18 protein-coding genes are annotated in these 19,977 nt (G+C 63.1%); 9 read left to right on the plus strand and 9 right to left on the minus strand.

The features are described from left to right. Nucleotides 1-177: 177 nt before the first annotated feature. The 6 genes from coxB to BLU17_RS18470 all read right to left on the minus strand — a co-directional run bounded on the left by coxB (nucleotide 178) and on the right by BLU17_RS18470 (nucleotide 5,488). Nucleotides 178-1,098, minus strand: a complete 921-nt coding sequence (gene coxB / locus BLU17_RS18450) for a cytochrome c oxidase subunit II (protein ID WP_342713832.1) — start codon at nucleotides 1,096-1,098, stop codon at nucleotides 178-180. A 309-nt stretch (nucleotides 1,099-1,407) separates the two neighbouring features. After that, complete coding sequence (locus BLU17_RS33220) at nucleotides 1,408-1,560, minus strand: DUF6496 domain-containing protein (protein ID WP_165842125.1); 153 nt, start codon at nucleotides 1,558-1,560, stop codon at nucleotides 1,408-1,410. Nucleotides 1,561-1,626: 66 nt separating this feature from the next. Continuing rightward, entirely contained in the window at nucleotides 1,627-3,327 is a 1,701-nt protein-coding gene (locus BLU17_RS18455; RefSeq protein ID WP_091999350.1) for a GMC family oxidoreductase, read from the minus strand. After that, entirely contained in the window at nucleotides 3,281-3,952 is a 672-nt protein-coding gene (locus tag BLU17_RS18460; RefSeq protein WP_091999353.1) for a gluconate 2-dehydrogenase subunit 3 family protein, read from the minus strand. The genes BLU17_RS18455 and BLU17_RS18460 overlap by 47 nt, the downstream gene beginning before the upstream one ends. Next, complete coding sequence (locus BLU17_RS18465) at nucleotides 3,949-4,881, minus strand: hypothetical protein (RefSeq protein ID WP_091999356.1); 933 nt, start codon at nucleotides 4,879-4,881, stop codon at nucleotides 3,949-3,951. The genes BLU17_RS18460 and BLU17_RS18465 overlap by 4 nt, the downstream gene beginning before the upstream one ends. A gap of 52 nt (nucleotides 4,882-4,933) precedes the next feature. Then, nucleotides 4,934-5,488 (minus strand): type 1 glutamine amidotransferase domain-containing protein, encoded by a 555-nt coding sequence (locus BLU17_RS18470; RefSeq protein ID WP_091999358.1) that lies wholly within the window; start codon nucleotides 5,486-5,488, stop codon nucleotides 4,934-4,936. Nucleotides 5,489-5,658: 170 nt separating this feature from the next. Here BLU17_RS18470 and BLU17_RS18475 point away from each other — a divergent pair, with 170 nt between their 5' ends. From BLU17_RS18475 to BLU17_RS18505, 8 genes are all read left to right on the plus strand, one after another. Then, nucleotides 5,659-6,984: an NRAMP family divalent metal transporter gene (locus tag BLU17_RS18475; RefSeq protein ID WP_091999360.1), complete on the plus strand. Its 1,326-nt coding sequence runs from the start codon at nucleotides 5,659-5,661 to the stop codon at nucleotides 6,982-6,984. Between the two features lie 179 nt (nucleotides 6,985-7,163). Further along, complete coding sequence (locus tag BLU17_RS18480) at nucleotides 7,164-7,427, plus strand: CsbD family protein (protein ID WP_245746916.1); 264 nt, start codon at nucleotides 7,164-7,166, stop codon at nucleotides 7,425-7,427. A 54-nt stretch (nucleotides 7,428-7,481) separates the two neighbouring features. Continuing rightward, nucleotides 7,482-7,856 (plus strand): phage holin family protein, encoded by a 375-nt coding sequence (locus BLU17_RS18485; protein ID WP_091999364.1) that lies wholly within the window; start codon nucleotides 7,482-7,484, stop codon nucleotides 7,854-7,856. Then, nucleotides 7,853-8,176, plus strand: coding sequence for a hypothetical protein (locus BLU17_RS32450; RefSeq protein ID WP_143189281.1), 324 nt, complete (start codon nucleotides 7,853-7,855; stop codon nucleotides 8,174-8,176). The genes BLU17_RS18485 and BLU17_RS32450 overlap by 4 nt, the downstream gene beginning before the upstream one ends. Continuing rightward, the gene (locus tag BLU17_RS18490) at nucleotides 8,173-9,471 is read left to right on the plus strand and encodes a phosphatidylserine decarboxylase family protein (protein WP_425434104.1); all 1,299 of its coding nucleotides are present in this window, start codon (nucleotides 8,173-8,175) and stop codon (nucleotides 9,469-9,471) included. Before BLU17_RS32450 ends, BLU17_RS18490 begins: the two co-directional genes overlap by 4 nt. Before the next feature lie 259 nt (nucleotides 9,472-9,730). Further along, nucleotides 9,731-10,255, plus strand: a complete 525-nt coding sequence (locus BLU17_RS18495) for a Dps family protein (RefSeq protein WP_091999370.1) — start codon at nucleotides 9,731-9,733, stop codon at nucleotides 10,253-10,255. Between the two features lie 333 nt (nucleotides 10,256-10,588). Beyond that, entirely contained in the window at nucleotides 10,589-11,062 is a 474-nt protein-coding gene (locus BLU17_RS18500) for a PRC-barrel domain-containing protein (protein WP_091999373.1), read from the plus strand. Nucleotides 11,063-11,308: 246 nt separating this feature from the next. Further along, the gene (locus tag BLU17_RS18505) at nucleotides 11,309-12,262 is read left to right on the plus strand and encodes a hypothetical protein (protein WP_091999376.1); all 954 of its coding nucleotides are present in this window, start codon (nucleotides 11,309-11,311) and stop codon (nucleotides 12,260-12,262) included. Nucleotides 12,263-12,641: 379 nt separating this feature from the next. Here the strand turns inward: BLU17_RS18505 and BLU17_RS18510 are convergent, their stop codons facing one another. The 3 genes from BLU17_RS18510 to BLU17_RS18520 all read right to left on the minus strand — a co-directional run bounded on the left by BLU17_RS18510 (nucleotide 12,642) and on the right by BLU17_RS18520 (nucleotide 18,765). Next, nucleotides 12,642-13,628, minus strand: a complete 987-nt coding sequence (locus BLU17_RS18510) for a chemotaxis protein CheB (RefSeq protein WP_091999378.1) — start codon at nucleotides 13,626-13,628, stop codon at nucleotides 12,642-12,644. Between the two features lie 143 nt (nucleotides 13,629-13,771). Next, complete coding sequence (locus tag BLU17_RS18515; RefSeq protein ID WP_091999380.1) at nucleotides 13,772-17,923, minus strand: CheR family methyltransferase; 4,152 nt, start codon at nucleotides 17,921-17,923, stop codon at nucleotides 13,772-13,774. 614 nt (nucleotides 17,924-18,537) lie between these two features. Then, nucleotides 18,538-18,765 carry a hypothetical protein gene (locus BLU17_RS18520; protein ID WP_091999383.1) on the minus strand — a complete coding sequence of 76 codons (228 nt, stop codon included), beginning with the start codon at nucleotides 18,763-18,765 and terminating at the stop codon, nucleotides 18,538-18,540. A gap of 314 nt (nucleotides 18,766-19,079) precedes the next feature. On the opposite strand from BLU17_RS18520, the gene BLU17_RS18525 reads away from it, so the two are divergent. Next, the gene (locus tag BLU17_RS18525) at nucleotides 19,080-19,706 is read left to right on the plus strand and encodes a response regulator (RefSeq protein ID WP_176929135.1); all 627 of its coding nucleotides are present in this window, start codon (nucleotides 19,080-19,082) and stop codon (nucleotides 19,704-19,706) included. The last annotated feature ends 271 nt before the right edge of the window (nucleotides 19,707-19,977 follow it).

Raw genomic sequence — 19,977 nt, forward strand, 5'->3', positions numbered from 1 at the left:
CCGCGCCAGCCGGGGCGCGTTTCCCAGGTCTTTTCGAGGCGGCGCAGCGTCTCCTCGTCGAGCGGGGCGATTCCCGTTTCCGGCACGCGCGAGAGGCGGCCTGCGCGCGGGCGGCGCGGCACGGTCGCGCTAGCGGGACGATCGGGAGCGGAAGACGAGGCCGGGATATCGTTCATGTCACTGGAGCGTGTCGAGCCACGCGCCGAGGTCGCTCGCCTCGGCGGGAGTAAGGGCAATGTCGGGCATGAGCGATTCCGGCTTGCGCTGCTGTGCATGGGCGACCCAGTCGAGCCGGTTGACGGGCGTGTTGGCGAGCGTGCCCGCGGCGATCAGGCGCCGTGAGGCGAGATGCGTGAGGTCGGGGCCTTGCGCTCCGTCCGCCTGCGTGCCGCGAACGGCGTGGCAGCCCGCGCAGTGCTCCATAAAGAGCTTCTCGCCGCGCAGCGCAGCGCCGTCCTGGGCCGGTGCAGCGGTTTTCGCCTGCGCATCGAGCCAGCGCGCGAAGTCGGCGGGCGGTTGGGCCATTACTTCCATGGCCATATGCGCGTGCTGGGGCCCGCAGAACTGCGTGCATTGCCCGCGCCATACGCCGGGATGGTCTGCCTCGATCCACTGGTGATTGACCTGGCCGGGTATGGCCTGCGTCTTGCCCGCGAGCGCCGGTATCCAGAACGCGTGCACGACGTCGGCGCTTTGCAGATCGACGCGCACGGGCTCGCCCGTGGGAATATGGATTTCGTTGGCGGTCACGAGGCTCGTGCCCGCAGGCGTTTGGTAGGTCACTTTCCACCACCAGTCGTAAGCCGTGACTGTGACCGTAAGCGAGGGTGCGCGCGGCGGGTCGGCCACCGCGGCCAGTACGCGCAGCATTGCCACGAGCGCGCCCAGCAGCAGCACCGAGGAAATCGCCGTGCCGACGGCGACGATGCGGTTCGCCGTGCGCTCGCCGTGCTCGTCGGCGACGTTCGTTTGTGTCAGCGCTTCGTCCTGGGTTGTGCGACCGCGACGCTTGCGCCGTATCGCCTGATAGAGCAGCAACGCAATGACGATGCATACACCCACGCACAGAACGGCGAGGCCCCAGTCAAGCGCCCGCACTGGCCCGGACGCCGGGCCAGCACTGTGAAGAAAATAAGCGAGCGGAGTTCCGGCAAGGCAGCCGGGGGAGAAGATGACGAAACTGGCGCATGCGACACACGCCACCATGCCACGCACGCGGACCGGTCGGCGTGGCGTGCCGGGCATCATGGCAGCAACGCCGCCCGCGGCGATCGCATGTGCGCAGCGACAGCAGGCCGGTTACTGGACATTATTCGGCTCCTCGATAGCGCAGATGCGCCTGCGGCCCGGTGCGCACCCGCCATGCCCGGCAGGCCGATCAGCCTTCGCCAGCTTTCCGGGCCTGCTTTACTTGTGATTCTTCTTGGGAATCTTCGCGCCCGACTTGCGCGCCTGATTGAGCGCGATAGCAACCGCCTGTTTCTGCGACTTGCCTTGTTTTACTTCGGTCTTGATGTTCTTCGAAATGGCTTCACGTGATTTTCCTTTGCTGAGCGGCATGATGACCTCCTCTGAGGAGCATTTGCCGTCAAGCATGAGCCGTGCCCGCGCGCCTTCGCCTACGCTTCAAAGCTCACCACGCGCGGCGAGCGCCTGGATGCGGTCGGCGGTGCGGCAGGCGATCGCCTGGATCGTTAGCGATGGGTTCACGCCTCCCACGGTTGGAAACACGGAGCCGTCGCAGATCCATAGATTCGGGATGTCCCAGGAGCGGCAGTCGGCATTGACAACGCTCGTCTGCGCATCGCTGCCCATCCGCGCCGTGCCGTTGAGGTGGCAGGTGTCGTCGTCCTGCGTCCAGATCTCGCTCGCGCCGGCCGCGGCAAGCGCGCGGCTCATGTAGTCGAGGCCGTGACGCACGAGCCGCCGGTCGTTGTCGCACATCGACCAGGTTACGCGCGCTACCGGCAGGCCGAGCGCATCCTTCTCGTCTGCGAGCGTCACGCGGTTGCGCTCCTGCGGTAGTGTTTCCCCCACCATTTTCAGGCCCGCCTGATGGTTGTACTTCGCCATCTCGTTCATGAGCGCATCACCCCACAGGCCGCGGCTCGTTTGCGTGGCCGCCCACACGAGCGGCAATGGCCCCTGGCTCATGTAGCAGTAGCCGCCGTGAAAGTCCTTGCCCGTGTCCTCGTAGTTCCAGTGCTCGGTGAGGGCGAGCGATGGCGGCCCCTTGTACCAGCGGATCTCGTCTTCGAGCGTGCCCCAGGCGGCCTGGTTTGTTTGCACCATCAGGTTCTTGCCGACCAGTCCCGATCGGTTCGCAAGGCCTTCGGGAAAGCGCGAGTTTGCGGAGAGGAGCAGGAGGCGCGGTGTTTCGATGGCGTACCCGGCGACTACCACGTTGCGAGCGCGCTGGAAGTGCCAGCGCTCTTCACGATGAAAACTCACGCCGCTCGCGAGGCCCCGCGCGTCGGTCTCGATGCAGCCGACCATCGCGAGATCGCGGATCTCGGCGCCGGCGCGCACCGCGCGCGGAATCCATGTGACAAGCGCGCTTTGCTTGGCGTTGGTCGCGCAGCCCATTACGCAGAATCCGCGATAGACGCATTGATGCGCGTCACCGCGCGGCGCAGAGAGCGTGGCGAGCGGCGTGGGCGACCAGGGAATGCCGAGCGCCTCGCAGCCGCGAGCGAGCACGAGCCCTGCCGCGTTGACCTCGTGTGCGCGATACGGATAGCGCGGGCGCTTCGGTCCCCACGGATAGTTCACCGGCCCGGAGATACCGAGTGCCTGCTCGACTTCGGTGTAATAGCGCCACATCTCGCGCCAGTCGAGTGGCCAGTCGGCGCCGTAGCCGAGCTTCGTGCGCGACTGGAACCACTCGGGCCGAAAGCGCAGCGAGACCATGGCGAAGTGGACGGTGCTGCCGCCCACCGCCTTGCCGCTGTTGTTGCTGCCTAGCTGCAGGGGATTCTCGCCGTCGCAGATGCGTTCGTCGGTCCAGTAGAGCTTGGCCAGGTGCGTTTCGTCGGAGGCAAATTCCTCGAGCGGACGCCACCACGCCCCCGCGTCGAACGCGACGACGCGAAAGCCCGCTTCGGCGAGCCGGCATGCAAGCGTGGCGCCACCGGCACCGGTGCCCACGATGGCGAAATCAACCGGGTCGTCGAGCGCGTATTCGCGCATCGGCATCCATCCGCCGCGCCGGAATACGTCTGGCGCGCGGCCGTGCTTGCCGCGCGGGGCAGCACGAGCGTCAGGCGCGTCGTTACTGCGATCAGCGCACACGCCCGTTCTCCCGGCGCGCGGCCCGCTGCGCCGCATCGCTGTTGTCTTCAGCCTCGACGGCCTCCCACGGATCACGCCGGTTCGTGTAAAGGCGCACGTAGCCGCGTGGATTTGCCGGACCGCCGAAGCCCATCGCATTCCACGCAACGGGATGCGACCAGTACGCCGCCGTCACGTCGTGTAGCACGCGTTTCGTAAAGAACAGATCGCAGGGCATGCCGTGCCACGCCTTGCCGCGCAGTTCGCCACGCTGCATACGGGAGACCAGCGTGCGTCGCTGCTCCTCGTCCAGGTGCGGAAAACGCGCGCCGTACGCCTTCTCGCTTTCCTCGTCGAGCGCCGCGAGTCCCGTTTCCCATGCCGCGCGCAACGGCGGCAGGCGCGCATCGCGAAAGCCGTCACGACGGTCTTCGAGCAGCTTGCCCTCTACGAGCGCGGCGAGGGGAACGAGCGGGTTCTCGGCGGTTTCACCGCGACCGGGTTGCGGGACGATCATGGCGCACAGCGCCTTCAGCGTTCGCCAGTGCGAAGGGCCGAGATAGCGGGCCTTATCCGGCGTGCTCAGGCGCACGTCGATCACTGCGCGCGTGGGTGCGTCCCATGACGGCGTGTCGCGTTTGGCGAGCACGTCGTAGCCAGGGAACTTCGGCATGGACTTCATCGTTCTGTCTCCCGCATGCGCAGCGCAGCCAGGCCCGCGAGCGCGAGCGCGCTGAACGAGGGAGGGGCGGGCAGGGGCGGTCCTGCGAACAGGTTCTGCGACCAGTTGCGCCAGCCGCCGTGCGCGCGTGCCACGCCGTTCGCGTGAAAGCCAAGACCCGCGAAACCGAGCGCCGCGGTGAGACGCAGCCACCAGCGAGCGAAGGCACTCGCGCGGGCTGCATGCCGGGGCAGGGCGAGCGCGGCATGGGCGAGCAGCGCGCTACCCACGGGTACGACGGTCACGGGCGCGTACATGGCTGGATGCTGGAATGAGCCGCGAAAGTGCAGCAACGCTGCTTCGGCAGCCGTGCCGAGCAGTCCCGCGCCCGCGACCAGAGCGAGCGCCTTGCCGGCAGGCATGCCGAAGAGTTGCGGATCGTGCTCGGGTTCATCGCGTAACTGCTCGGCGATTGCGCCAAGCACGCCGGAGAGTACGAGCGCGAACGGCGCCCCCGCCGGCGCGCCATAGAAGAGGTTGTGCCAGGTGAGCCCACCGGGACGCCTGGTGACGTTGTAAAGATGGAACACGGTGCCCGTTGCGCCCGTGGCCGCGCCGCAGATCTGAATGGCATGCCGCAGCCGATGCGAAGCCGCACGCTGATCGGCGCCGCCATGCAGCGCGGCGCCCAGCGAGCAGAGCGCGACCACAGGCGGCAGGTACATTGCGGGGTTCTCGAACGAACCGCGGTAGTGCTCCATGGCGCTGTCGGCCAGCACGGAGAGCGCGAGCAGGGCGGACCCGTGATTGAACGCACGCGCTGCCGCGACATGCTTGCCGGGCGTGGGCGCGCGCTTCGCATCGCGCAGGCTGCGAGTCGACCAGATCGCGAGCGCTGCACCCGCAGCCACGCTCGCGATGCCGGCAGCGACGCGGGTCGTTTGCGTCATCCGCGACTCTCCGTGTCCGGTAGCCGCTGCCGGTTCAACCTCACCTCCGTCCTCATGCCGTGCCCGCAGTTGCCGAAAGCGGAGAGATCAGCTCCGCGTTGAAGGCTGGCAGATCATCGGGCTTGCGGCTCGTAATGAAGTTGCCATCGTGGACCATGGTTTCGTCGACCCATTTTCCGCCCGCGTTGCGGATATCGTCCTGCAGTGACGGCCAGCTCGTCATCGTGTGTCCCTTGACGATGCCCGCCGATACCGGCAGCCAGCCGCCATGGCAGATCACCGCGATGGGCTTGTGTGCGTCGTTGGCCGCACGTACGAACGCCTGCGCCTCGGGAATCAGACGGATGGCATCGCTGTTCACCACGCCACCCGGCAGCACCACAGCGTCGTAATCGTCGGCCTTTGCGCCGCCGAAGGTACCGTCGACCTTAACCATGCTTCCCTTGTCGACGTGTCGAAAGCCCTGAATCTCGCCGCCTTTCTGTGAGATCACATCCACCTGGGCGCCGGCTTCCATCAACGCGCGACGCGGCTCGGTAAGTTCGACCTCTTCAAATCCATCTACAGCAAGGATTGCGACCTTGCAGTTGTCGAGCAGGTTGGCCATTGCGATTCCTCCTGGAGACGAAGACCTGGAAATGCCGCGGTAGAAAGTCTGGGTCCGCGCTTTTTCGACACAGCAAACGGGATGCCGCGTCATCCCGCGGCGAAGGTCTGCGAACGCGGGAATGCCGTCTGCGGAAGGAAGTGCTACCGCACGACCCATTTCCCTCTGTCATGAAAGCCGGCGAGCCTGGTCGGCCGCGACGCCTCTTCGCGAGCCCATCCGATCGAAGTTACAAACTGGCGGCGCGCGCCTGGGCGGCGGACATCGGTCCGGGTTTCGGCACGATCGCGACGGACAACGATCCCGGCGGCATCCTGACGTACTCGCTGGCCGGTGCCCAGTACGGTTTCGATCTGTTGTGGATCTGTGTGCTTTCGTATCCGTCGATGGTGGCGTTACAGATGGTGGCCGCGCGCATCGCGGCCGTCACAGGAAAAGGCCTGACAGAGAACATGCGCGAACACTATTCGCGCTGGTTGTTTTTGCTCGCAGTCGTCCGCTTTCTCGGCGCCAATACGCTGAATATGGCCGCCGACATGCTGGCGATGGGCGAGGCCGCGCAATTGATATTCCGGGGATCGGTCCCGCTCTTCACGATTTTTTTTGCCTGTGTGTCGCTAGCGCTCCAGTGGTGGCTGCCTTACGCACGTTATGTGAGCTACCTGAAGTGGCTCGCCCTTTCGCTGTTCTGCTACGCAGGCGTCATGCTGGTAGCGGATGTGCCTTGGCACACCTTGGCCTGGCGCGCGTTTGTGCCGCACGTTGCCTGGTCGGAAGACTACCTGGCGATGCTGCTTGCGGTGCTTGGCACGACAGTCAGCCCGTATCTTTTGTTCTCGCAGGCCGAGCAGGAAGTCGAAGAGCGGGCGCGCGGCGGCGTTCAAGACAGCAGCCCACAGAAGAAAGATGTTCAGCCACAGCTAAAGAAGATTCGGTGCGACACGGTGGTCCGTACCGTGCTCTCCAACTTGTGCGGGGCATTCATTCTCTGCGCCGCGGCAGCCACGCTGCATGCAACCCATACGCCACGCATGCCCCTTGGCACGGCCCGCGAGGCCGCGCAAGCGATCGCGCCGGTTGTGGGTGGCTATGCGCAACCGTTGCTGGGCCTCGCGCTGTTGGGCACCGCGTTGCTCGCACTCCCGCCGCTGGCCGGTTCGGCTGCGCACGCCGCGGCCAGTTCGTTCGGCTGGCCGCGAGGTAAACAACGGGACCGTCGGATTGCGGGGATTCTGGTGGTGCTCATGGCGGTGAGCGCCATCATTGCATTGCTGTTTTGCCTATTCGCCGTCGACCCACTCAAGGCCTGTTACTGGAGTGCACTGATCAACGGGATGACCGTGTCGCCGGTATTGATCCTGCTCGTACTCCTGAGCGCTCGCCGTGAAGCGGTGGGCGAGATGAAAGCGCACTGGTTCACGCGCGCACTGTGCTGGTTCGCAACCATTGCTACTTGTGCCGCACTGACCGCTCATGTCGTACTGGAGGCCTATTAGTGTCCGGCGCGTAGCACAGAGGCGTTTGCGTTTCTTGTCAGGCACACCGGAAACCGCGCCAGGTGATCTTCCCGCCGGGTCCTCTCGGGGTGGCACGCCCGTTGCGCATAGGCCGTCGCTGCATAGCTGATCTGTGCGGGTTTCGCGCACTGAGCAGGCAGACAGACCGGGAGAGAGACATGAACATCGGAGCAACGAAGACCGAAGGCACGATCCGCGAATTCGCAGGCGACGTGAAGGAGGCAGCCGGAGAGATGCTCGGCGACGCCAGCATGCGGCTGTCGGGCAAGGCAAGGGCGCTATGCGGCAAGTCGCAACAACTCGCAACCGACGCCGCAGTCGTGACGCGCGAGGCGATTGCGGACAACCCACTGGCGACGCTGGGGGTCGCAGTGGGCATCGGCTTCGCGCTCGGGGCGTTATGGGCCGCGAACCGCGAATAGGCGCAGCCACCCCCGACGGGCAGTATTGGGCGCGCCGCATGTGCGAGGTGGACCATGACAATTCACGCGAAGCTTGACCGCTGGCGCAACGTGTTGCGGTTCCTCGCCGTTCGTACCACGGACTATGGGCAACTGCTCTCGCTTGAGTTGTCCGAGGCCCGTACCTATGTGACGCGCGAGATCCTCGCGCTGGTAGCCCTCGCTGTCAGCGGGCTATTCACGCTCTCGTTTTTCTGCATCGCGTTGATCGCATCCGCCTGGAATACACGCTATTTTCTCGCTGCTGTATGGAGCATAGCGGTGGTTTGGCTAGTCGCGTCGATCACGGCATTGCTGTTTTTTCGCGCGCATAGGCCGGTACGTTCATTCGCGGTGCTCAAAGGCGAACTGCAATCGGACCTCGAAACGCTCAAGGAGGCACTTAAATGAGCCGGCGTGCCCGATTGAAACCTCGGTTGAATCACCCGGCAGCTGAAGCGGTCCTGCTCAGTCATATGGAACTCACGCGTACAGAATTGCTGGCTGCCAACGTCGGCTTGCGCGCAGTCGCGCGCGCAACTCCCCGCGCGAATTCACTCAGTTTGGCCAACGTTGGCAGAGCCTTTTCCACCGCGCCTTACGTCACCATGCTCGGATCCATCCTGGTCGGCACATTGCTGGTCGGCCCGAAACGCGTCGTGCCCTTCATGCTGCGCACAGGATTGACCGGCTGGATCGCGCGCAACATCCGGCTGCGTTTCACACGTTGATCGGGAGGACTCAAGCTATGGATGCTGCAACGAAGTCAACCAGGGCGGGAGGATCGCTGGTCCTGGCCAAGCGGCGGCTCGGCAACTGGATGCCGGCGAAGGAAGAGCTCGCAGTCAAGTTCCGCAAACGCATTGCACAGGCGGCGCGCGAGCGCGCCAAAAGAACCCCCATGGCCAACGTGGTGCGTGAACTCGCGGACCTCGTTCAAGGCGACACCGTACTGCGCATGAACCTCACGCGGGCAATCAACGAGGCACATGATGTCGGCTTCGAACTGGGCTACGGTTCCATTGACGAGTTAATGGCAATCATCGATTACCTTGTCACCTACGCGCCGCCATTCAATGCGTCGGTTCCAATCGCCACGCCATTGAATCTCGTGCTGGACTGGCCGATGTGCATGCCTTCCGGCTACGCCGTGTTTCGCGATCCGGCCTTCAACGCGCAGTTGCGTCGCGTGCTCAGTTGCTGGTGTGGATTTCTAGACGGCCCGCACTCGCGCGCTTACCTCACGGCTGACGAACCGCATGGCTGGCTCAGTGAGACTGCTCGAGAAAAAATGGGCTTGGACCAGTTCGTCTGCGATGCATCGCAGCCTTACTGGGGATTCGAGTCATGGAACGCGTTCTTCACGCGCCGGTTGCGGGATGGGGCGCGGCCCGTCGACGCACCGAACGACGCTTCGGTGATCGTCAACGCGTGCGAGGCGTCGCCCTACGATGTGAGTGAGAATTGCCAGTTGCATGACCGATTCTGGATCAAGTCACAACCCTATTCGCTGCGCGAAATCCTCGCCGGCAGCGATATGACGACGGTGCGGCGCCTTATCGGCGGCAGCGTGTATCAAGGCTATCTGAGCGCGTTCAACTACCATCGCTGGCACGCGCCGGTGGCCGGGCGCGTTCGCGAGGCCTACAACATCGACGGCACCTACTATTCGGAAATCGAGGCGGAAGGTACCGACGCGCGGGGGCTAAACGATTCTCAAGGCTATACGACCGCCGTTGCCGCCCGGGCCGTGATCGTGATCGAGTGCGATAACGAGGCGCTCGGCGTGGTCGCCTGCGTGTTCGTGGGCATGGCCGAAGTGTCCTCCTGCCGGATCGTTGCACTGCCGGGACAGCGAGTGAAAAAGGGCGATGAAATCGGCTTCTTTCAATATGGCGGCAGCACGTACTGCCTCATTTTCCAGCCGGGCGTGATCCGCGCGTTCGAGCCCCAGCCGCCTTATCGCGACGACGTTCCGCCGCTCAAGGTCAATTCGCGCCTTGCCATCGCGAATGCCGCACAATGAGGTATGCGAAGGGGCGGTCAGCAGGATGCATGCGTTACTTTCCAGCTCGCTTGTGGACTGATGCGAGGGCGCAGGAACGGAACGCATCGATCACCCACGGGTGTACATAACTGCCTCGACACACAGCAGGCATATTTTTGAGCATCGCCGCGACGTCCCGATGCGCGCAACGCGCTCGGTGCCGTCCAAGGTCAGTGCGCTCCAGGAACACACGATGCGCTGCTGCGCATCTACCCACACGACGAAAGGAGTCTGCACCATGGCGAACAAGGACCCGAAAGCTCACGACGCGAGTACACCGAATCTGACTACCCCCACCGACCTTGGAGCGGAGGCTCGCAACGCAGTCTCGGCCGGGCTTACGAATCTTCTGGCCGATGTCTTTGCGCTATTCGTCAAGACCAAGAACTTTCACTGGCACGTAAGCGGGCCGCACTTCCGCGACTATCATCTGCTGCTCGACGACCAGGCCGCGCTGGTGTTCGCGATGGTCGATCCCGTCGCGGAGCGGGCGCGCAAGCTTGGTGGTACAACGCTGCGTTCGGTCGGTCAGATTGCGTCGCTCAAGCGCCTTTCCGACAATGATGCTGCGTTTGTGGCACCGGAGGCGATGCTCGACGAACTGCGCCAGGACAATGAGTCGCTGGTCAAATTCATGCGCGAACTCCACCAGCTCTGCGACGAAAAGGAGGATGTGGCGACGGCGAGCCTGATCGAGAACTGGATCGACCAGACCGAGGAGCGCGTCTGGTTCCTTTTCGAAACGACGCGCCATACTCGCTAGAAACCCAAGCCGTCGCCGCGGCGCAATGCCTGTCGGCAGGCACGCGCCGTTGGCGACGTTGCACTCGCCATGCGTCAATCGAACGAGGCATGCAGGTTTCAGAGTCGATCTGGCGAGCCGTTGGCGAAGCGACTCGAGATCATCCACATGTCCAGCGTCCAGATCACGCGGGAGAATCCCTGCTTTGGCGCAAGTGACCTAACCGCCCCTTTCCCCCGTGCAGTGCGCAGAACATTCGCTACGGCGGCCTCCAGAAGTCGGCATCCCTAATTTATCGCGTGGCACACGGCATGCGCTAAAGAGTGCGCAACTCTTAACCGAAAGGAGCTCAACATGACTATCCTCAATCCCCAAACGGGAGGCACTGGCGCACAGATCGTTGGCGGGGGAGTCGGCGAAGGCCCAGGCCCCGAAATCATGGCCGCGGCCACGCTCGACGGCAACAAGGTGCTCTCCGCTGATGGCGAACATGTCGGCAAGATCTCCGACATCATGCTCGACGTGCGTAGCGGTCGAGTCGCGTACGCGGTTCTGGCCGAGGGCGGATTCCTTGGTATGGGCAACACGCTTCATGCGATTCCGTGGAACGCATTGACGCTGGACACCACCGAGAAGTGCTTTCGCGTTGACATCCAGGCTCAACGAATCAAGGACGATCCCGGATTCGATAAGGATCACTGGCCATCTATGGCGGATTCGACGTGGGGCACGCAATTGCACGATTACTACAACCGCCGCCCATACTGGTTGGCAACCGGCGAGCTTCCGGGACGTGATCCCGGTGTGAGTAACCCGGCGGACCTGTGAGACCTGTCAGGTCTTGATGGCCTCAGAGCGCCGCCATGAAGATCGACACGCACCTCCTGTAAAACATTCTTCAGAGCGGCACGTCGGGCATCGGCCGTTAGCGGTCGATGCCCGCCTTTTTATGTCTCGGCGGTCTTCGCGAATGGCGCGGCGCGGTCGTGCGGTACGCTTTCTGCTGTGCCATCCCGTGATGGCTGCGCCTGGTACATGTCCGGCGCCGGCCTTCGACTTGAGAGAGGAGGCGTCATGGAAGAGATGGACCATCTACACCCGGATCTCACGCCGTTGCGCGGCGGAAATCAGTCGTATGGACGCGAGCGCGGCGCGGTTTCATGGGCTGCGATTCTGGCCGGCGCGGTCGCCATGGCGGCCTTTTCTCTCATTCTGCTCTCGCTCGGCACCGGGCTCGGACTTTCGTCTCTCTCGCCGTGGCCTGGAAGCGGTGTGCATGCGAAGACCTTTGGATTCGCAGCCATCGTCTGGATCTGCGTGACACAGCTGATGTCAGCAGCACTTGGGGGTTATCTGGCAGGGCGTTTGCGTCGTCGATGGCCCGACGTCAGTTGCGACGAGACTCATTTCCGGGACACGGCACACGGCTTTATCGCCTGGTCGCTCGCGACACTTCTCTCTGCTGTGGTCGTTGCATCTGCTGTTACTGGCGTTGCGCGCGAAGGGGCGAGAGCCATCGCCACAGGTGAGGTGGCGGAAGCGGGTGTGCCAACAGCAACGGGCTTGCACTCTCTCTCGCGCGGAGACGGTCTTGCTGCTTACCGGACGTGGCCGATAGGGTATCTGATTGACGGAATGCTGCGTCCGTCGGCTGCAGCCAGTCCGGCAGATGATCAGGATGCCGGAGCAGCGTTCGCGAGGGTCGATCAGAAGCAGGAAGTCGCACGAATCTTTCTCAACAGTCTTACTGGCGCGAGAACACTCGCGCCGGAAGACATCGACTACGTCGCCAGAGTCGTCGCCCAAAGGACCGGACTTGCGCCTGCCGACGCCCGCGCCAGGGTTTTGACCACATGGTCACGGCTGCAGGAGAAGGCAAGCCAGGCGAACAACGCGGCACGCGAGGCCGCGGACGAGGCGCGCAAGGCAACGGTACACGTCACGTTGTGGCTTTTTGTTTCATTGCTCATGGGCGCGTTCGCCGCAAGCGTCATGGCGACGATTGGCGGCCGTATGCGTGAACTCTGACGCGGCCGCGGAGCTAACTTTACCGAACTGTCTGGGAGACAACTATGCGCTCGATTCTTCTCTACTTGTTGGGTGTACCCATTCCCATCATCATCCTGATCGCGCTACTCTGGCACTGAGTCGCGAGGGTGCTGCAATCTGTTAGAACGCGTACGTGTCGTATCTCGCCTTGTACGAAATGCGCGATTTGCCCGTCGATGCGCGAGTCCGTCATGTTTGAACACTCCCGCTAAAGAGGCATAAGCAGGTCTGCCCGATTGCGACATGCCCCGCCAGACTTTCTGACAGCGACCCAGGGATGCCGAATCAGGAAGGGCATGCGCGTAGCGAGGGGCTGTGCCGTCCGAAATCCGTGCCTTGCATAGGCAATGCCGCCGCGTTACTGGCTGGTCGAGGGAAATGCTCTTCTGAGCGTCTCGACAAGCCGCGAGGCTTCATCAAGACGAGCCTTCTCAATTTCCATCTGGCTGGCGTCGCCAACACGCTCCGCCCATTTCTGCCGCTCACGCGCCAGGATGATGCGCTCGTTCACCGCGCGGATCGCTGTCCAGATGGCGTTCTCTTCGCTCCTTTCGTGGCCGTCTTCAAGAGAATGCGCGTTGAACGCGTGGCCGGTATGGCACCGGTAGCGAAGGGGATGGTCGTCGAGGATGCGCCACAATGTGCCGCCGCATTCCGGGCAGGTGAGCGGCGAGCGCTCCCCGATCTGGTCGAGATCCTCTGGCTGCACGACGTCGCGCTGCGCGATGCGCGCCTCGAGTTCTAGGTTGTTCGTGGGCATGGGCGTTGGCCCCTTGCGTTGAGCGCCTGCTACCGCGGCAATGATGCGCGCCGCAATTTCCTCGGCGCTCGCGATCATATCGGCGCCAGCGGCCGCGAGCGCTGAACGGGGCATCGAGGGCGCCTCGCAGTCGGCCGGATCCTGCACGATGGCGTAGCCACCGCGTGCACGCACGGTCGCGAGTCCTGCCGCGCCGTCGTCAAGATCGCCGCTGAGCACGACGGCCACGACGCGAGTGCCGTAGTCGAGCGCGGCGGACCTGAACAGCGGGTCCGCGGCCGGCCGGGCAAAGTTTTCTGCGGCGCTGTCATCGAGGCGGAATCTGCCGTGCGACAGCCGCAGGTGACGATCCGGAGGCGCGATGTAAATTCTTCCATTCGCAACGGCTTCGCCGTCGTCGGGATGGCTCGCCGGAATCGGCCCCCATTCCGACATGAGGTGCGGCAGTATGCTGTCGTGCCTGCCCACGTGGAGAACGACACAAACCGCGGCTGGCAGGTCCGGCGGCAGTTTTCTGGCAAGCCTGCGCAGCACACCGAAGGCGCCGCGGGAACCGCCTATCACGACAATGTCCCGTTTGTCCATGATTCCTCCCTCCTGCATGGGGGCGCAAGCGGCGCGCCCGTCAAACTGCGGAGTGAAGTACGGCGGTTGCCCGACCCCCGCGCTCGTCGTCGAGCTTGAGGGCCGGGCGTATGGCCGCCCGCGCAATCCCGCGTGGGGAGTGCCTACTTGCGCAGCGCGGGAAGGATGCGCTGCAGAGCCTGGATCAGCACCTGAAAATCAATCGGTCTGCTGATCTGCGCATCGAATCCCGCGTCAAGCACAGCACGCCTGTCTGCGTCGCGATCGCTTCCGGTTACGGCAACTGTCCGGATGCGCTGAAGCCCCGGATCGGACTTCAGGCCGGCTATGAACGCGCGCGCGTCGGAGCCAGAATCGTGAACCTCGCAGATCACGATATCGACGGGCTGCGTTGACATGACCGTTTTCGCCTGGCCAATACCCACTGCCGTGGTGACCGATGCACCCTCCAGCTCCAGAAGCCTGGCTAACGATGATGCGGTTTCCGGTTCTTCCAGGGCGATCATGGTACGTACGCCGGCAAGCGAGCCGGGGGAGGGGGGGGCGGGTTCCAGCTTGCCGAATTCACCCATCGCCGGAAGCCACACCGATAGCGTGCTTCCCTGGCCGGGGCCGTCGGAATATGCATCGACGCGGCCGCCGTGCATTTCTGCCAGCTGCCTCACGAGTGCCAGTCCGATGCCAAGCCCGGCCTTGGACCGGCCACGAATGCCCTGACGGTACATATCAAAGACGTGCGGGAGCTCCGACGTCGCGATGCCTTCGCCAGTGTCAATGACATCGATACGGATCATCTTGTGTTCACGTGAGATGCGCAGTTCGATCGTGCCGCCGGGGCCAGTAAATTTGATCGCATTCGAGACGAGGTTCCAGAGAATCTGCTCGCAACGGGTTCGGTCCGCGTAAATCGTAGCAGACTGCGTCGCCCCGGTTACCGAGAGCTTGATACTTCGGGCGATCGTGTCCTGCTCACAAACTTTAGCAATGTCGCGCACGACTGAGGCAATATCGAGTGCTCCCTGATCCAGCGCCAGTTTTCCGGTGCGCACGCGCGACAGGTCAAGCAGGTCGTCGATGATCTGCGCCTGGCCACGCACTGCACGGCGAATTGCATCCGCCGTATCGCGCACGGCTTCGATATCGCGCGTCTGGGGCAGACGGGCCAGCATCTCGGCCTTCATGCCGATCAGGTTCAGCGGATGTTTCAGCTCGTGTGAGAGCACCGCAATGAAATCATCCTTCATCTGGTTCGACTGCGTTTCCCGCTGCCTTTCCTCCTGCTCGTGCAGGAGCGCAACCTCTTTCGCATCATCGCGTTGCTTGCGCTCGGTGAGGTCGCGCACAATCTTGGCGAAGCCCGTGAACGATGCGTCCGCAATCGGCGTAACCACACCGCTGCACCAGACGCGGCGGTGATCCTTGGTTACGTGCCAGCGTTCGTCGTCGGCGCGTCCTTCGTTGCCGGCAGTTTCACGCTCGCGCGCAGGAATCTGCGCCTGCCGGTCGTCCTGCTCATAGATCAGTGCGATGTCCTTGCCGGTGACCTCGCTTTCGGCGTATCCGAAAATACGTTCGGCGCCGGTATTCCAGCTGACAATGCGACCGGCGGTATCCTGAACGATGATGGCGTAATCATTGGTCGACTGCGCGACGAGCCGCAGGCGCTGCTCGCCGATGCGGGCCAGCTCTTCCGCCTCGTGGCGCGCCGTGATATCGATCAGCGTGAGCACGGCGCCATCGATGCGATCGTCGGCCGTACGATAGGGCAGCAGACGCATCAGATACCACTGGCCTTCCTGGCTCTGCAGTTCGCGCTCGATCAGCTTCAGCGTCTCGAACGCTTCCTTGACGTCCTCGGCCAGCGTCGGATGCTTGAGCGAATGCGTAACATCGAACAATGAGCGTCCAATGTCGGAGTCGATCAGCTTGAATATCCGGGTCGCACTTGGGGTGAACCGCTTGACCTGAATCTTCCTGTCGACAAAGACCGTGGCGATCTCGGTCGATACGATAATGTTCTGCAGGTCATCGTTGGCCTTCGCGGTTTCCTCGACTCGCGAATGCAGCTCCGAATTCAGCGTCGTCAGTTCCTCGTTGACTGACTGCAGTTCCTCCTTACTGCTCTCCAGTTCCTCTGTGGCGGAGCGAAGCTCCTCGTTGATGGCCTGCAGTTCCTCGTTCGAGGCCTTCAGTTCCTCAACGGAAGTTTCGTACTGCTCGATATTGGTGGCGAGTTGCTCGCGGCTATGCTGCAGTTCCTGCTCGAGCTGCATCAGTACCGGGTCCTGCCCCTTATGCCCGGCTTCGCCTTCTTCCGACATGCGCTCCTGCACCTCATCGAACAGCACCAGGAAGAAGTCTGCGTTGACGCCCGGATCATGGAACGGGCGCACGGTCATGTTGATCCACGACGTGCGGCCGTCCCGCACGAGCTTGACACGCCGTGCTTCGACGCTTGCACCTGTCTGCAGTGCCCGGAAGAGCGTCGTGCGCAGGTCCAGCCGCAGCTCCGGTACAACGACGGCCATGATATTGGTCGATGGCTCGCCACCGGCGTGGTGCAGGAACTTCCCCGCGTTATCCGACAGATGCACGATCGTCGAGTCGCGGTCCACGATGACGCTCGGCGGCGCATACTCTTCCAGTACGCGCTGGTGTAGCGCCGAGAAGGAGAAATTGCGTCGCTCTGGTGGGAGCGGTGGATTCGCGCTTGCTGCGATCGACTGCACGTCCTCCGGAACTCCGCCCGTTTGTGCGAGCGAAGGGAAGGCGGACGCCTGCCTTGCGCCGTTGACGATTTTTCTTGCGCGGTAGATGCGGTACTGTTTGTCGACAACCGCGAACAGGTCGTCGGCGGCGTCGGCGGATTCAGCGGAGCCGAGGAACAGATAGCCGTCCGGACGCAGTGCAAAATGGAACAGCTCGAGAATCTGCCGCTGCACGCCGCGGTCAAGGTAGATCAGGACGTTCCGGCACGAGATCAGATCGAGATGCGAAAACGGCGGGTCCCTCAACAGGCTGTGCGACGCGAAGAGAATGCGCTCCCGCACGGGCTTGACGATCGTATAGCGCGCCCCTTCCTGCAGGAAGTAACGACGCAGGAGGTCACCGGGTACGTCGGCAGCGATTGAGTCCGGATAAGATCCGGCACGCGCACGCATGACCGCTGCGTCGTCGATATCTGTGGCGAAGACCTGCATTGCCGATGCCGAGCCGGCTGCCTCGCGCGCCTGCATCATCATCATGGCGATTGAGTACGCTTCCTCGCCAGTCGAGCAGCCTGCCACCCAGACGCGAATCTGCGCATCACTTGTGGCGCTGCGGAACAGCCCTGGAATCACCGCATGGCGCAGGGCGTCGAATGCATCACGGTCGCGAAAGAATTGGGTGACGCCAATCAGCATGTCGGCCAGTAGGGCCGCTGTCTCGTCCGGCGTGGCGCGGAGATAGTTGCGGTAACTTTCCAGATCGGTCAGCCCGTTGACCTGCAGGCGTCGTTCGATACGCCGGAGCACGGTGGCGCGCTTGTAATGCCGGAAGTCGTGGCCAGTGCGCACGCGCAGATGCATCAGGACGTCCTGGAGTGCGCGCTCGGCGCCTCCCCGGGGCGGGCCCGGCTCTTCGACCTCCTGTTCCACCGTTTCAAGTGCAGGCACACGGATGCGCCGGGCGGTGTCCCTCAGTTCCAGCAGCTTTTGCGGCATCTCGGCTGCTGGCAGGATGATGTCGACCTGTCCCGTGGTGATGGCATGTTGCGGCATCTCCGGGTATTCGGCATCATTTGGATCCTGCGCCATCGTGACGCCACCGTTTTCCTTGATACGGCTGAGACCCACTGCACCGTCTGAGCCGGTACCGGAGAGGACGATGCCCATGGCATTCATACCCTGGGCGTCGGCGAGGGTGCGGAAGAACTCGTCAATGGTGAGAATCCTGCGATCCGGCTCGTTGCGATCTGTCACGTGAAGGTGCCCGTCGGACAGGCGCAACTGCTTGCCCGGCGCGATGACATAGACGTGATTCCTTTCGATCCGCGTCACGTCGCTGACCTGTGCCACGGGCATGGCGGTGGCCCGCTGGAGGATCGCGTCGGCGTGGCTCTCGTGTTCCGGCGACAGGTGGAGAATGACGACAAACGCCATGTCCATCGAAGCGGGCGCATGACTGAAGAAATTGATCAGGGCGGGGACGCCGCCGGCCGATGCCCCGATGCCCACGACCGTGAGTGGGGACTTGCCGTCCGCGCGGCGAAGGTTGCCCGTGTCACCGGCATCACCTGAAGTCTTGGTGGTCATGTTGAAGGATCCTGGGTTTGGCCGCTGCGGTGCCGGCATCATTTTTGATTTCAGGGGAGTTCCGGCCCGGCTGCTGGCAATTCATGCAAAAGCAAGTCCGCGTGTCGCCGCGAACTGGAACCGCACATGACTGCCGTCGGCTACGGTGATCAACGTCGCGTCAGCGAGCACGAAATCGCGCTGCGAACTGAAGACGTCAGTTCGCCCAGGGCTGCACCAGGACATCCCGGGAGGAGGGCAATCGGGCAGAACTGGCGGTCCACCAGGTGACGACGCTTGCAGCCGCTACAGGCGTCCTGACGAATTACTACGTCCCCCGAACATCGGCTGATCAAGTCGGTGGACCCTCGTAGACCGTCCGAAAAGATCAGGTTTCGCATATTGTCTGGGGTGCGCCACGAATTATAATTCTTTCGCTCGTGACCATCTGATGTTCCCGGCACCGCGGGTTGCAGCCAGTTTGACTCCCAATCTCACCTGAGCCCCCGTGACCTCTGGCGTACGAATGGCTGTGCTAGCGAAGCAGCAGGCAATTGAGTGGATTGATCACAACCGGTGCGGCTTGCGGCGATAGCTGGAAGCCCCCACCCAGGGCGTCATCCAGAAGCCGCTAGCTACGTTGGGTTGACGCAATGCTCTTCGATCCAACCCATTGCACGTTCGCGCGCAAAAGTCAGAGCTTCGTTTTCGTCGATGAAATTCTCATCCAGACACAGGTCCTGGACATCATCTTCGAATGAACCGTCGGCCGACGGAATGAAGATTCTCGCATTGGCCACGATTCGTCCATCCTCGACGCTCACGCTCGCGCTGATCAGGCAGGACTGAAAAATGAATCGCATGGCTGCCTCCGGTAGCTCTTCGCATGACGACGTGCGCGAAGCAAGCGCCGTGCCGCGTAGACAGTGGCAAGTTGATAGCGCGCCGGACCGCGGCCCCGCGGGCGCCCTCACGTTGCGTCCCAAAACGCGCCGGCATACGTACGCGGCGACCTCAACCGCATTACAAAGGGCTAGCCATCAAGTCACCGAGTGGAAGTGACCGGACACCCTGAGCGCAAACCAGACGATTGGCCCCGGAGCGAGCACGTCGCCTCCAGCCTTCGTCAGTGGGAATGGCCGGTGCGCCAAGGCAGCTAGTTCTATGGGAAACAGCGATGAGCCGGGTGTTGCTGGTAGACGACGACGCAGCCTTTCGTGACGCGCTTCAGGCACGGCTGGACGACGCCGGATACGACATCACGACCGCTGCAAATGGTTTGGAAATGGTTACAGCCGCCTTGGGCGTCACGCCGGATGTAATTGTTTCAGACATCCATATGCCCGTTCTCGAGGGGCCGGATGCGGCATGCATGTTGAGGGCCATCCCACGGTTTTGCGGTGTTTCCGTCATTCTCATGTCCGGGGACGAAGCAAGCGCAGGTATTACCGCCGACGGATTTCTGCGCAAGGCCTTTGATCCAGGCGTTCTCCTCGATGCCCTTGCGAGTCTGCCCGAGCGCAAAAACGCCCAAAGTGCAAGTGCGACTTTGAAGTCAGGCAATCCCATTTTTCGAACCCGCGAAATAGGCGCAGCGCCGGCGGCATTGAGGCGGCAGCATCAGTGTATTTCGCGCGCCCTCGAGCTTGTGGCCGAACAGGAACGCCGGATATCCGGACTTGAGCAGCGCGGGTTCGAGACCGCGCTGGCGATCGAAGTGTATGGAACTCTGGTGCGTAGCGTAGCGACGCTAACTCGCTTTGAGCGAGCCGCTCCAGGCCCAGTTCTTTCCTCCTCAAGCTAACGTCGCGCTTACGGCGGCGGCTCTTGCCGCCCGCGAAAGCTCCCAAAGGAATGCGATGGTTCAGCAGCGCAGGAAACAGCAGCATCCGTCCTACGGGCGAATGACGTGCTTCCCGCATAGCCTGCCCGCGTTGTCACCACCGCCCGGTGAGCGCGTGCGGTGGAGTGCGGCGATGTGTGTCGCATCGACCGGCTGAATCCGCAGCCGACTGCAGCCGATCTAGCCGCGTCGAAAATCGAACAGGTGCATTGGCGTTTGCACGTTGCTGGAT

It is taken from the genome of Paraburkholderia lycopersici, assembly GCF_900096975.1.
Lineage (GTDB): Bacteria > Pseudomonadota > Gammaproteobacteria > Burkholderiales > Burkholderiaceae > Paraburkholderia > Paraburkholderia lycopersici.

Excerpts from the sequence above, each read along its gene's own strand:
- BLU17_RS33220 (WP_165842125.1), bottom strand. The coding sequence starts at position 1,560 with ATGCCGCTCAGCAAAGGAAAATCACGTGAAGCCATTTCGAAGAACATC.
- BLU17_RS18520 (WP_091999383.1), bottom strand. The coding sequence starts at position 18,765 with ATGCGATTCATTTTTCAGTCCTGCCTGATCAGCGCGAGCGTGAGCGTC.
- BLU17_RS18480 (WP_245746916.1), top strand. The coding sequence starts at position 7,164 with ATGAACATCGGAGCAACGAAGACCGAAGGCACGATCCGCGAATTCGCA.
- BLU17_RS18500 (WP_091999373.1), top strand. The coding sequence starts at position 10,589 with ATGACTATCCTCAATCCCCAAACGGGAGGCACTGGCGCACAGATCGTT.
- BLU17_RS18525 (WP_176929135.1), top strand. The coding sequence starts at position 19,080 with ATGAGCCGGGTGTTGCTGGTAGACGACGACGCAGCCTTTCGTGACGCG.
- BLU17_RS18505 (WP_091999376.1), top strand. The coding sequence starts at position 11,309 with ATGGAAGAGATGGACCATCTACACCCGGATCTCACGCCGTTGCGCGGC.
- BLU17_RS32450 (WP_143189281.1), top strand. The coding sequence starts at position 7,853 with ATGAGCCGGCGTGCCCGATTGAAACCTCGGTTGAATCACCCGGCAGCT.
- BLU17_RS18515 (WP_091999380.1), bottom strand. The coding sequence starts at position 17,923 with ATGACCACCAAGACTTCAGGTGATGCCGGTGACACGGGCAACCTTCGC.
- BLU17_RS18465 (WP_091999356.1), bottom strand. The coding sequence starts at position 4,881 with ATGACGCAAACGACCCGCGTCGCTGCCGGCATCGCGAGCGTGGCTGCG.
- BLU17_RS18460 (WP_091999353.1), bottom strand. The coding sequence starts at position 3,952 with ATGAAGTCCATGCCGAAGTTCCCTGGCTACGACGTGCTCGCCAAACGC.
- BLU17_RS18510 (WP_091999378.1), bottom strand. The coding sequence starts at position 13,628 with ATGGACAAACGGGACATTGTCGTGATAGGCGGTTCCCGCGGCGCCTTC.
- BLU17_RS18485 (WP_091999364.1), top strand. The coding sequence starts at position 7,482 with ATGACAATTCACGCGAAGCTTGACCGCTGGCGCAACGTGTTGCGGTTC.
- BLU17_RS18475 (WP_091999360.1), top strand. The coding sequence starts at position 5,659 with ATGAAAGCCGGCGAGCCTGGTCGGCCGCGACGCCTCTTCGCGAGCCCA.
- BLU17_RS18455 (WP_091999350.1), bottom strand. The coding sequence starts at position 3,327 with ATGCGGCGCAGCGGGCCGCGCGCCGGGAGAACGGGCGTGTGCGCTGAT.
- BLU17_RS18495 (WP_091999370.1), top strand. The coding sequence starts at position 9,731 with ATGGCGAACAAGGACCCGAAAGCTCACGACGCGAGTACACCGAATCTG.
- BLU17_RS18470 (WP_091999358.1), bottom strand. The coding sequence starts at position 5,488 with ATGGCCAACCTGCTCGACAACTGCAAGGTCGCAATCCTTGCTGTAGAT.